This is a genomic window from Streptomyces sp. NPDC000941 (genome assembly GCF_053599555.1).
In genome coordinates this window covers 1-12,878 of sequence record NZ_JBSFMM010000279.1, presented here as the reverse complement: position 1 = coordinate 12,878, position 12,878 = coordinate 1, and the positions used below count along the sequence as shown (strand labels likewise).

7 protein-coding genes are annotated in these 12,878 nt (G+C 75.9%); all 7 read left to right on the top strand.

Going from position 1 to position 12,878, the window contains the following annotated elements:
- Nucleotides 1-3,293: polyketide synthase dehydratase domain-containing protein (locus ACWDSL_RS47325; protein WP_450495174.1), on the top strand; the 3,293-nt coding region annotated here is incomplete at its 5' end.
- A 32-nt stretch (nucleotides 3,294-3,325) separates the two neighbouring features.
- The gene (locus ACWDSL_RS47320; protein WP_450495172.1) at nucleotides 3,326-4,243 is read left to right on the top strand and encodes a nuclear transport factor 2 family protein; all 918 of its coding nucleotides are present in this window, start codon (nucleotides 3,326-3,328) and stop codon (nucleotides 4,241-4,243) included.
- Between the two features lie 131 nt (nucleotides 4,244-4,374).
- Complete coding sequence (locus ACWDSL_RS47315) at nucleotides 4,375-5,829, top strand: NAD(P)/FAD-dependent oxidoreductase (RefSeq protein WP_319701136.1); 1,455 nt, start codon at nucleotides 4,375-4,377, stop codon at nucleotides 5,827-5,829.
- A complete protein-coding gene (locus ACWDSL_RS47310) occupies nucleotides 5,819-9,733 on the top strand; it encodes a type I polyketide synthase (RefSeq protein ID WP_450495169.1) in 3,915 nt (1,304 codons plus the stop codon). Before ACWDSL_RS47315 ends, ACWDSL_RS47310 begins: the two co-directional genes overlap by 11 nt.
- Before the next feature lie 46 nt (nucleotides 9,734-9,779).
- Nucleotides 9,780-10,103, top strand: coding sequence for an acyl carrier protein (locus ACWDSL_RS47305; protein WP_319701138.1), 324 nt, complete (start codon nucleotides 9,780-9,782; stop codon nucleotides 10,101-10,103).
- A gap of 39 nt (nucleotides 10,104-10,142) precedes the next feature.
- A complete protein-coding gene (locus tag ACWDSL_RS47300; protein WP_450495167.1) occupies nucleotides 10,143-11,030 on the top strand; it encodes an alpha/beta fold hydrolase in 888 nt (295 codons plus the stop codon).
- 1 nt (nucleotide 11,031) lies between these two features.
- Nucleotides 11,032-12,878, top strand: a 1,847-nt coding sequence (locus tag ACWDSL_RS47295) for a type I polyketide synthase (protein ID WP_450495165.1), incomplete at its 3' end; no start/stop codon positions are given.

The window sequence follows — 12,878 nt, the reverse complement described above, 5'->3', positions numbered from 1 at the left end:
TGGGGGAGGTCACGCCGACGGAGACGGGTGTGGCGTTTTACTCCTCGCTGACGGGCGGGCGGATCGAGACCTCGACGCTGACCGCCGCGTACTGGGTGGACAACCTCCGCCACCAGGTCCGTTTCTCCACCGCCGTCGAGGCCGTACTCGCGGACGGCTACCGGGTGTTGATCGAGGCAAGCCCGCACCCCGTCCTCGCCGTCGGCGTACGGGAGACGGCCGAGGCCCTCGGCGTCTCCGCGGTGGTGGTCCCCACGCTCCAGCGCGACCAGGGCGGCCCCGCGCAGCTCGCCCGCGCCCTCGGCCAGGCGTTCACCGCCGGACTGCCGGTGGACTGGAGCGCCTGGCTCGGCGCGGACCCGGACGGTCCGCCGCCGCCCCTGCTCGACCTGCCCACCTACGCCTTCCAGCGACAGCGGTACTGGCCCGCGCCCGCGCGGGCGCAGGGCGACGTCGCCACCGCCGGGATGCGCCCCGTGGCGCACGGGCTGCTGTCGGCGGCGGTCGGAACGGCCGACGGCGGCCTGATCCTGACCGGCCGCCTGCCCGCCAGCCCCCGCTCCGGATGGCTGCGCGAACACGAGGTCGCCGGCACCGTACTGCTGCCCGCCTCCGTGATCACGGAGTGGTTGCTGCGCGCGGCCGACGAGGTCGGCTGCACCGCCATCGACGAACTCGTCCTTCACACGCCCGTCGTGCTCGACGAGACCGAGGGCCTGCGCGTCCAGGTGTCGGTCGGGCCCGCGACCGCCGGCGGCGCCCGCGAGGTGGGGGTCTACTCCGCGCCCGACGACGGCGTGGCCGGCGGTGTCGAGGAGTGGGTGTGCCACGCGACGGGGACGCTGAGCTCCGAGACGGCAGCGCCCGAGGCGCTGGCCGGGCAGTGGCCGCCGCCGGGCGCCAAGCCGCTGGACGTGACCGACTGCTACGGGCGTGCCGCCGCCGCCGGGTTCGCCTACGGTCCGGCGTTCCAGGGCCTGCGGGCCGCCTGGTCGCACGCCGGGCGGCTGTACGCGGACGTGGCGCTGCCGCCCGACGCCGGTGACGGCGCCTCCCAGTTCGGCATCCACCCCGCGCTGCTCGACGCCGTGCTGCACCCGCTGCTGCTCCTCGCGGGCGAGGAAGGCGAGGAGCAGGAACAGGAACAGGAACAGGCGCAGGCGCAGGTCTGGATGCCCTTCGCGTGGACCGGTGTGTCGCTGCACACGGTCGGGGCGACCACGATCCGGGTCATGCTCAGCGGCGATGACAGCGCCGACGCCGCCGCCCCGGGCCAGGCGTCGCGGCAGCTGCGGGTGATCGTCGCCGACGCCGTGGGAACGCCGGTCCTGAGCGTGCGCTCCGTGGTGCTGCGGCCCTCGGTGGGGCGGCAGATGAGCGCCGGAGCGGCCGGCGGCACGCGCGGGCTGTACGCCCTCGACCTGGTGCCGCTCCCGGAGGCGGCGGGCGGCGCGGAGGCGCCGGCGCCTCGCGACTGGGCGGTGCTCGACGGCCCGTTGGCGGACACCCTCGCGGACGCGCTGGCCGAGGTGCCCAGGTACCCTGGTCTGGACGCCCTCACGGCCGCCGCCAAGGAGGGCCAGAGCCCGGCACCGCCGGTCGTCCTCACCGGCCTGCCGCCGTTCCCCGACGAGCCCGGGGCCGACGCCCTGGACGCGGCGCGGCACACGCTCGACCTGGCGGCGGACTGGCTGGCGCGGGACGCCCTCGCCGCCTCCCGCCTGGTCATCGTCGCCCCTGACGGCCGGGCCGCGTCCCCGGCCGGGGCAGGGGCGTGGGGGGCAATCCGCGGGCTCCAGGCCGAGCACCAGGACCGCTTCGTCCTCCTCGACCTCGACGACACCACACCCGACGAGACGACACTCACCCGGGCGCTGGCCTCCGGCGAGCCCGAACTCGCCGTGCGGGACGGGAAGATCCTCGCGCCCCGGCTCGCGGGCGTACGCGCTCCCGCCGAGCCTGCCGAGCCCGCCGCCGAGCCGGTCAACGCATGGGGGCACCTCCCAGCGGTAGCTGGGGGAGGCACCGTGCTGATCGGCGCGGGCCCCGGCACGCCGGCCGAGCTGGTCGCCGAGCACCTGGTGCGGACCGGGCAGGCCAGGCGCCTGCTGCTGGCCGTGCCACCGGAGTCCGGCGGCGCGAGCGGACTCGTCTCCCGCCTGACCGAGGCGGGCGCCGAGGTCACCGTGGCCGAGGCGGACCTCACGGACGCCGCCGCCGTCGCCGCGCTCCTCGCCGGCATCGACCCGCGGCACCCGCTCACCGGCGTCCTCCACGCGCCCCGGGACGCGGGGTGGCGCGGCGCCGCCGCCGCGCGGGAGCTGCACCTGGCCACCGCCGGGCTGCCCCTCGCGCTCTTCGCCGTGTTCACCCACGCCGCGCCCCTCCTCGGCGACCCCGGCGACCCCGCCGTGGCCGCCTCGGAGGCCTACCTCGCCGCCCTCATGGCACAGCGCCGCGCCGACGGCGGGCAGGGGCTCGCCCTCGCCTGGGGCCCGTGGGCGGCGGATGCCGAAGCAGGCGCTGCGGCGTACGACGCCCGCCGCGGCGGCGCCGCCCGCTTCGGCGTCCGCCCGCTGACCGCGCGCCAGCTCCCGGCGCTGTTCGACGCCGCCGTGCGGCAGGGGAGCCCGCACCTGGTCGCCGCGCGGGTCGACGCCCGCACGCTGTCCGGACGCGCGCCCGAGACGCTGCCCGCAGCGCTGCGTTCCCTGGCCGCCGCCCGCCCGGCCGCCAGGACCGCGTCCGCCGCGCAGCCCACCGACTGGGAGGCCCAGCTCGCCGGGCTCCCGGAGGCGGAACAGCACCGCGTCCTGGTCAACTTCGTCCGCGCGCAGGCAGCGGCCGTACTCGGTGAGTCCGACCCGAGCCGGATCGAGCCGGAACGCGGCTTCCTCGACATCGGCATCGACTCGCTCACCGCCGTCGAGCTGCGCGACCGCCTCGCCTCCGCCACCGGCCTGCGGCTGCCGCCCACCCTCGTCTTCGACAATCCCCACCCCAGCGCGCTCGCGCGCCACCTGCACGCCGAACTCGCCCCGCAGGAGACCGATCCGCTCGCCCCGCTGCTGGCGGAGATCGACCGGCTGGAGCGCGGCCTGCTGGCCGTCGCGGCGGACGAGGCCGCCCGCGCGCAGCTGCTCGGCCGGCTGCGCAAGACCACCTCGAAGCTGGCCGGACCGGGCGACGCCGGCGGGGACGGCGCCGCGGCCACCGACCGGATCCAGGGCGCCACGGCCGACGAGATTCTCGACTTCATCGACACCCGGCTCGGCAAGGGCGCCGGAATCTAGCCGCACCCAGCGGCACAGGGAGGACACACGCCATGCTCACCGAGCGGGCCCGCAAGAAGGTCGCCATCGAGCACAGCCGCCGCCTCAGCGCGGGCGACATCGACGCGCTCCTCGAGCTGTACGCGGCCGACGCCACGTTCGAGGACCCCGTCGGCTCGGGACGCCAGGCCGGACACCAGGCGCTGCGCGCGCACTTCGAGCCCGCCGTCGCCGCCGGCACCCGGGAGACCATCGAGGACTCGACCGTCGGCCACGACGGCAGGAGCGTCCTGACCCGCCTCACCGCCGAGATGGACTACGGGCCGCTCGGCCCGCTGTACGCCGAACGCGGCTGGCTGCCCGCCCCCACCGGGCCAGGACCCGAGCCCGCCAGACTCCGCTGCCACTCCGCGATGCTGCTGCACGTCGGCGCGTCCGGCCTCATCGAGGACATGCAGGGCTTCTTCGGCCGCGGCGACCTGGAGACCTCGCCCGACGGTTCGCCCGGCTCCTACGCCGGCCCTGAGAAGCTGTCGCCCGGCGAGGTGGCGCTGCGGCAGATGACGCGCAACTACACCGACCTCCTCAACGACGGCGAGGTCGACCGCGTCGCCGAACTGTTCACCGAGGACGTCGTCTTCGAGGACCCGGTGGGCCGCACGACGCTCCACGGCCGGCAGGCCCTGCGCGAACACCTGCACTGGGCGGCCCACGCCGGGGTCCGCGAGGTCCCGAGCCGCTCCGTCACCGCGATGGAGGGGCCCCTCGTCGTCACCGCGACCGACGTGCGGCTCCACCTGCCGCAGGAGATGAGCTCCTGCATCATCTCGATCAGCGAGATGAACGAGGACGGCCTCGGCGTCCACGTCCGCGCGTACTGGGGACTGACCGACGTGACGATGGGCGTCCTTCCGGCCCGCGACACAACGCCCGAGGCAACTCCCGAACCCCTGGCCCGTGCCACGGAATAGCCGCACGCCCTCGCCGGCATCGGAAAGGCCCGCTTAAGCAGTTCGCGGCACCCTCGTGAAGGGTTCCGAGGCGACGACGTGAAAAGCGATGTCCGCGCCGGCGAGTTCCGTTTGATCGAAGGGACTGACAAGTGCCATTGACCACTCCGAAACGCGCCGTCGTGCTGGGCGGCGGATGGACCGGCATGCTCACGGCCCATGTGCTGTCCCGTCACCTCGCCGACGTGACCGTGGTGGAGCGCGACATCCTCCCCGACGGGCCCGAGCACCGCAAGGGACAGCCGCAGGCCCGCCACGTCCACATCCTGTGGTCCAGCGGCGCCACCATCGCCGACGGCTTCCTGCCCGGCACCATCGACCGCCTCCTGGCGGCCGGCGCGCGCCGCATCGGCTTCCAGCGCGACCTGGTGACCCTCACCGCGTCCGGCTGGCAGTACCGCTTCCCGTCGACGGCGTTCGCCATCATGTGCACGCGCCCGCTGCTGGACTGGACGGTCCGCCAGGCGATCCTCGCCGACGGCCGGATACGCGTCAGGCAGGGCACCGAGGTGGTCGAGCTGGCCGGCGGCAAGGAGCGGGTCACCGGCGTCCTCGTACGGGACGTGGCGAGCGGCGGCGCACCCGAGCTGATCGAGGCGGACCTGGTGGTGGACGCCACGGGCCGCGCCTCGCGCCTCGGGCCGTGGCTGGCCGCCCTCGGCCTGCCGAGCGTCGAGCAGGACGTGGTGGACGCCGGCATCGGCTACGCCACCCGCATGTTCAAGGCGCCCGACGGCGCGGGCGGCGGCTTCCCGCCCGTCAACGTCGCCGCCGACCACCTCATGCGGCAGCCCGGCCGGTTCGGCGTGGTCTACCCGCAGGAGGGCGGGCGCTGGCTGGTCACCCTCACCGCCACGCGCGGCGCCTCGCTGCCCACCCACGAGGACGAGTTCAACGGCTTCGCCAAGACGCTGCGCCACCCGATCGTCAGCGACCTCATGGGCGTCGCCGAGCCCATCGGCTCGATCTTCCAGTCGCGCTCGGGCGCCAACCGCCGCCTGTACCCGGAGCGGATGCCGCAGTGGCCGGAAGGCCTGCTGATCATCGGCGACTCGCTCGCCGCGTTCAACCCGATCTACGGCCACGGCATGAGTGCGGCGGCGCGCGGCGCCGAGGCCCTGGACCGCCAGCTGTCCGGCGGCGGCTTCGCCGAGGGCGGTACCCGGCAGGTCCAGCGGGCGCTGAGCGAGGTCGTGGACGACCCGTGGGTCATGGCGGGCCTGAAGGACATCCAGTTTGTCAACTGCCGCAACCACTCCACCGATCCGCGGCTGAACGGCCCGGACACCGCCGAGCGGCTGCGGTTCTCCGACTTCGTGTCCAAGAAGTCGATCCGCTCGCCGAAGGTCTGCGAGCTCGTCACCGACGTGCTGGCGCTGCGCGCCACGCAGGCCGCCATGGGCAGCACCAGCTTCCTCTCGCTGCTGAACAGCGACGCCAGCTTCCCGGAGTTGACCGAGCCGCCGTTCCGCCCCGGCGAGCTGGAGATGGTCGGTCTCAAGCCGTCCCGCGTCGGGGCGAAGGGCGTGCTCGCCGATGGCGAATGACGAGAAGCTCGTCGAGTACCTGAAGTGGACGACGGCCGAGCTGCTCCAGGCACAGACCCGGGTGCGCGAGCTGGAGGAGGAACGCCGCGAGCCGATCGCGATCGTCGGCATGGCGTGCCGCTTCCCCGGCGGTGTGCGCACCCCTGACGAGCTGTGGACGCTGGTCGACGGCGACCAGGACGCCATCACCAGCTTCCCCGCCGACCGCGGCTGGGACCTCGACGACGTGCACGAACCCGGCTGGACGCCGCCGCCCTACCCGCAGCTCGGCGGCTTCATCGAGGACGTTTTCGACTTCGATGCCACCTTCTTCGGGATGAACGCCCGGCAGGCGCTGGCGACCGAGCCGCAGCAGCGGGCGCTGCTCGAGGTGGCGTGGGAGGCCATCGAGAACGCCGGGATCGACCCGACGCGGCTGCGCGACACCGACACCGCCGTCTACGCCGGCGCCACCGCCCACGGCTACGCCGCCGGCCTGGAGAGCATCCCGCCCGACCTGCTCGGCTACCTCGGCAACGGGGCCGCAGGCAGCCTCGCCTCCGGGCGGCTGGCGTTCTCGTTCGGGCTGCAGGGCGCGGCCGTCTCGCTCGACACCGGCTGCTCCTCGGCGCTGGTCGCCGCCCACCTCGCGTGCACCGCGCTGCGGCGCGGCGAGTGCGGCATGGCGCTGGCGGGCGGCGTCGGGCTGCTGTACACCCCGGCGCCCATCGCCCTGTCGGCCACCGGCCCGGGGATGATGGCGCCCGACGGCCGCTGCAAGCCGTTCTCCGACGCCTCCGACGGCATGGTCTACGGCGAGGGCGCGGGGATGCTGCTCCTGCAGCGGCTGCGGGACGCGCGGCGCGACGGGCGCCGGATCCTGGGCGTCATCCGTGGCTCGGCGGTCAACCAGGACGGCCAGAGCACCGGTCTTTCGGCGCCCAGCGGGCCGTCGCGGCAGCGCGTCATCCGGGCCGCGCTGGACGACGCCGGGCTCGCGCCCGGCGACGTGGACGCCGTCGAAGGGCACGGCACCGGCACGGCCATGGGTGACCTGATCGAGGCCCAGGCGACGCTCGCCACCTACGGGCAGGAGCGGGGGGAGGACGGCCGGCCGGTGTGGCTGGGCACCATCAAGCCGCACATCGGGCACACGCAGGCCGCCGCCGGGGTCGCCGGCATCATCAAGATGATCATGGCGCTCCGGCACGAGACGCTGCCCGCCACCCTCAACATCGGCCGGCCCTCGCCCCAGGTTTCCTGGTCCTCCGGCGCGGTGCGGCTGCTGACCGAACGCGTCGGCTGGCCGCGCGGCGAGCGGCCTCGCCGCTGCGGGATCTCGGCGTTCAGCGCCTCGGGCACCAACGCCCACGTGGTGCTGGAGGAGCCGCCCGCCGCGCAGGCCGGCGAAGCCGGCAAAGCCACCGCCGCCGGGCGACCCGTGGCGCAGGTGAGCGCGGGTCGGGCAGCCACGGGCAGGGCGGATGCCGTCGAGGCGCCGGAACCGGAGGAGTCGCTGGAGCCGGTCGCCGGGACCGGCCTCCGCGGCGTCGTGCCGCTGGTGCTGTCCGCGCGGAGCGCGGAGGCGCTGCGCTGCCAGGCGCGGGCCGTGGCCGACCTCATGGCCGCAGGCGACGGCGCCTCCCCGGCCGCCGTCGGCCGGTCGCTGGCCACCACCCGGTCGGTCTTCGAGCACCGCGCCACCGTGGCCGGCGCGGACCGCGACGAACTGCTCGCCGGGCTCGACGCCCTCGCCACGGGGGCCGGCCACCCGGCGCTGGTCACCTCCGACGGACCGGTCACCGCCACCATGGGCGGCACCGCGTTCGTCCTCGGCGCCGACACCGACGACGTCGGGGCCGACGACGGCATCGCCGAACTCCGCGACGCCTTCCCGGCGTTCGCCGCCGCCTTCGAGGAGGCGGCCGGGCAACTCGGCCAGGACGCCGGCCACCGCCGCGCCCGGCGCTTCGCGCTGCGGGCCGGACTCGTCCGCCTGCTGGCGACCGCCGGCATCCACCCAGGCGCCGTGATCAGCTTCCCGGACGGGGCGATCGAGGCCGCGCTGGCGGCCGGGACCGTCGACCTGCCGGAGGCCTGCCGCCTGCTGCTCGCCGAGGACACCGAGCGGACGGCCGCCGCGCTCGCCGCCGGGCGGCAGGCGACACCGGTGATCAGCGGCCTCACCGGAGAGCGCGTCACCACCGCCGAGGAGTGGGCCGCCCACCTCGGCGCCGCCACGCGGACACCCGATGACGCCACCCCCGTGGAACTCGGCGCGGCCGGCGGCGACCTCGCGGCCCTCCTCGAACTCGGCTCGGAGCGGGCGCTGCCCGCCCTCGCGCCCGCCACCCGCCCCGGACGCCGCCCGCCGCTGCGGCTGGCCGTCGCCCCACCGGGACAGCCCGCCGTCCGCGGCCTGACGCACGCCCTGGCCCGCCTGCACGCCACCGGCACCGCCGTCGCCTGGGGCGCACTCCTCGACACCGCCACCGGCACCGCCGTGCCGCTGCCGACCTACCCCTTCCAGCGCAGCCGGTACTGGCTGCACGACGAGGCCGCTCCCCGGCGGCGTACGGGCAACGCCGCCGCCCCGCACTGGTACCGCGTCGCCTGGCAGGCCCTGCCCGACGTGCCCGCGCCCCGCCTGACCGGCCGGTGGCTGCTGGTCTCCCCGCCCGGCGACCTCGCCGACGCCGTCGCCACCGCGCTGCGCCGCCACGGCGCCGAGGTCGCGGTCATCGAGTCGAAGGCGGACGGAACGCCGGACGACGGCGCCGCGCCGGCGGCCCGGCTGGGCGAGGCACTCGCCCTCGGCCCCGCCGCCGGCGTGCTGTCCCTCCTCGCCCTCGACGACCAGGACCCCGGCACGGACGCCGCCGGGGACGCGACCCCCTACCCGGCGGCCGAGGCCCCCCACCTCGCCCCCACCGAAGCCCTCGCCGCCGCCCTGGCCGCCTCCAAGGACCCCGCCCCGCTGTGGATCGCCACCCGTGGCGCGGTCGCCGCCCGCTCCTCCGGCGCGCCGCCCCGCCCCGCGCAGGCCCAGCTGTGGCACGCGGGCGGCGACGGCCTGGTCGACCTGCCCGGCCGGTTCGACGACCGCACCGGCCGCTGGCTCGCCGCGACCCTGGCGGCGGGCGGCGAGGACGGCGAACGCGAGGTCGCCGTACGCGTCGACGGCCGCTACGCCCGCCGCCTGGTACGCCACGCCCCCGCCGAGCCCGGCGCCGGGCGATTGACCGGCACCGTGCTCCTCACCGGCGCCGACACGACCCTCGGCGGCCACGCCGCGCGCCGGCTCGCCGACGCGGGCGCCGCGCACCTGCTCCTCACCGGCGCCGACACGGACCCGTCCCCCGACCTGATCGCCGAACTCGCCGCCCAGGGCGTCACCGCCACGGTCGTGCCCGCGGCCGGGCTCGCCGACCGTGCCGCCCTGGACCGCCTCGTCGCCGGCCTCCCCGAGCGGCACCCGCTGACCGCCGCCGTGCACCTGGGCCCTGTCCTGGCGGCGGGAACCGACGGCGCCTGGCCGCAGGACGTCGCCGTCGCCGCCCGCCTCTGCGCGCTCGCCGAGGACCGCACGCTGTCCGCCCTGGTGCTGTGCACCTCCGCCGCCGGCCTGCTGGCCGCCAACCCCGGGCCCGGCCGCGGCGGCCAGGGCGGCGCCGCCCACGCCCACCTCGACGCCCTCGCCGGCGTGGCCCGCTCCCGTGGCGTGCCCGCCGTCTCGCTGAGCCTGGGCGTCCAGGGGCTGCCCGCCGAAGCGGCGGCCGAGGCACTGCGGCAGGCGGCCGCGTCCGCCGGCACCGGACCGGCGGCCAGCGTCCTGTACGCCGACCTCGACGGGGAACGGGCGCCTCACCGGCCCGTGGCCCACCACGACCACGACCACCTGACGGCACCGCAGCCGCCCGCCTGACCCCCTGCCGAACCCATCACGACCCGACACCGAGAGAGGCACACCCGTGGAACCCACCACCAACTCGACCGAGTCCAGCGAGAACAACGACCTGATCGCGCGGCTGGCGTCGGCCACGGCGGACGAGCGCCAGCAGCTGCTGCGGCAGCAGGTGCTCCGCCGCGTCGCCGAGGTCCTCGACGTCCCCGCGATGGACGAGGAGTCGAGCTTCCTGGACAACGGCCTGACCTCGCTGTCCGCCCTGCAGCTGTCCAAGCAGCTGATGGACGACACCGGCATCGAAGTCCCGCTCGTCGCCATCGTCGAGCACCCGACCGCGACCCTGCTCGGCAAGTTCCTCGCCGAGACGTACGAGGCGGACGCGAGCTAGAGCTGTCCGGCCGGCCACCCTCATCCCCCTAGGAGACAGATGGAGCTGTCCGTACCCGTAGACGACGGAGTGAAGCTGAACGTGCGGTACCGGCCAGGCGAGGACGGCCGGCCGTTCCTGCTCCTCCACGGGCTGGGGTCCAACGCCCGGATGTGGGACGAGGTGGCCGACCGGCTCGCCGCCGCCGGCCACCCCGCCTACGCCGCCGACATGCGCGGGCACGGCGGCTCCGACACGCCGGAACACGGCTACGACAACGCCACCGCCGTGGCCGACATCGTGACCCTCTGCCGCGAGCTGGGACTGAAGGAACCCCTGATCGCCGGGCACTCCTGGGGCGGCAACCTCGCGGTGCGGGCCCTGGCCCAGAACCCCGGGCTGTGCGCCGGCCTGGGCCTGGTGGACGGCGGCTGGGTCGACTTCGCCAGCATCCCCGGCTTCGCGGGGTACGCCGAGCACGCGCAGCTGCGGCGCCCCGACGCCACCGGCACCACCCGGGACGGCATGCGGCTGATGCTGCGCGGCCTCCACCCGACGTGGTCGGACGCCGCCATCGAGGCGATCCTCGCCGACATGGTGGAGGGTCCGGACGGCCTGCTCGTGCAGCGGCTGCCGCTGCAGCGTTTCCTGCCGGTCTTCCACAGCATGTGCGAGGACCCGCCGGCCCGCTGGTACCCCGGCGTCACCGTGCCCGTCCTCTTCCTCAACGCCCTGCCGCCGCAGGAGAGCTGGTGGAGCACCAACGTGCGGCGGTGGGTGGCGAAGGCCGAGGCCGCGATACCGCACGCGGAGTCCCGCTGGTATCTCGACGCCGACCACAACCTCCACGCCGACGACCCCGAGCGTCTGGCCGGGGACCTCCTCGACCTCGCCCGCACCGTGGAGGACTCCAAGTCCCTGGACGAGCCCCTGCCGGAACGGTCCTGACATGGCAAACGACGAGAAGAAGCTCCTGGACTACCTCAAGCGCGTCACCGCCGACCTGCGCGAGGCACAGCACCGGCTGAAGGACGCCGAGTACGCCAGCCACGAGCCCATCGCCATCATCGGCATGAGCTGCCGCTTCCCCGGCGGCGTGCGCTCCCCCGAGGAGCTGTGGGAACTGGTCGACGCCGGGCGCGACGGCACCGGCGACCTCCCCACCGACCGCGGCTGGGACCTCGACGCCCTCTACGACCCGGAGCCCGGCCACCCGGGCACCGCGTACGTCCGCAGGGGCGGCTTCACCACCGACGCGGCCGGCTTCGACGCGGGCTTCTTCGGGATCAGCCCGCGCGAGGCGGTCGCCATGGCCCCGCAGCAGCGGCTCGCGCTCGAACTGTCCTGGGAGGCCATCGAGCACGCCCGCATCGACCCCCACGCGCTGCGCTCCACCAGCACCGGCACGTACCTCGGCTGCGACGGCCTGGACTACGTCCTCAACGCCGCCGAGGTGCCCGAGGACGCGGCGGGCTACCTGACGACCGGCAACTCGCCCAGCGTCGTCGCCGGGCGCGTCGCGTACACCCTCGGACTCGAGGGCGCGGCGGTGACGCTGGACACCGCCTGCTCCTCCTCGCTGGTCGCGATCCACCTGGCGTGCCAGGCGCTGCGGCAGAACGAGGTGTCCCTGGCGCTGTCCGGCGGCGTGTACGTCATGTCCTCCCCGGCGCCGCTCCTCGGCTTCAGCGAGCTGCGCGCCCTGGCGCCGGACGGGCGTTCCAAGGCGTTCGCGGCGGGCGCGGACGGCATGGCGCTGGCCGAGGGCTCCGCGGTGGTGGTGCTGGAGCGGCTGTCGGAGGCGCAGCGCAACGGCCACCGGGTGCTGGCCGTCATCCGCGGCTCGGCGGTCAACGAAGACGGCGCGAGCAACGGCCTGACCGCGCCCAACGGCCCCTCGCAGCAGCGCGTCATCCGGCAGGCGCTGGCCAACGCCCGCCTCGCGCCCGGTGACGTGGACGCGGTCGAGGCCCACGGGACGGGCACGAGCCTGGGCGACCCGATCGAGGCGCAGGCGCTGCTGGCGACGTACGGTCAGGACCGGCCGGGCGAGGACCGGCCGGTGTGGCTGGGCTCGGTCAAGTCCAACATCGGTCACACCCAGGTCGCCGCCGGGGTGGCGGGCCTGATGAAGATGGTCATGGCTCTGCGGCACGAGCGGCTGCCGCGCTCGCTGCACACCGAGGAGCCGACGCCGCACGTGGACTGGGCGTCGGGCGCCGTCCGGCTGCTCCAGGAGCCGAGGGACTGGCCCCGCACCGGCGAACGCCCGCGCCGCGCCGGGGTGTCGGCGTTCGGCTTCTCCGGCACCAACGCGCACGCGATCCTCGAAGAGGCCCCCGAACCCGAACCCGAACCGCCCGCGTCGGGCGAGGACGGGGAGCCGCCGGGGGAGCGGGTCACGCCGTGGGTGCTGTCGGCGAGCGGCGCCGAGGCGCTGCGCGGCCAGGCCCGGCGGCTCCTCGACGCCGAGGCCGTGGCCGGCGCCGACGCGGCGGCGGTCGGCTGGTCGCTGGCCACCTCCCGGGCGGTGCTGGACGACCGGGCGGTGGTCACCGGCCGGGACCCCGGGACGCTGCGGGACGGGCTGGCCGCGCTGGCGGCCGGCGAGGACCATCCGGCGCTCACCCGCCTGAAGGGTGCGGCCCCGGCGCCCGGGTGGCGGGTGTTCCTGTTCTCGGGTCAGGGGAGTCAGCGCCCAGGTATGGGGGCGGGGTTGTACGCGCGTTTCCCGGTCTTCGCGGAGGCGTTCGACGAGGTGTGCGCCCTGCTCGACCCGCATCTGGAGCACTCGCT

Coding starts and splice junctions, on each gene's coding strand:
- ACWDSL_RS47310 (WP_450495169.1), top strand. CDS start 5,819: ATGGCGAATGACGAGAAGCTCGTCGAGTACCTGAAGTGGACGACGGCC.
- ACWDSL_RS47320 (WP_450495172.1), top strand. CDS start 3,326: ATGCTCACCGAGCGGGCCCGCAAGAAGGTCGCCATCGAGCACAGCCGC.
- ACWDSL_RS47300 (WP_450495167.1), top strand. CDS start 10,143: ATGGAGCTGTCCGTACCCGTAGACGACGGAGTGAAGCTGAACGTGCGG.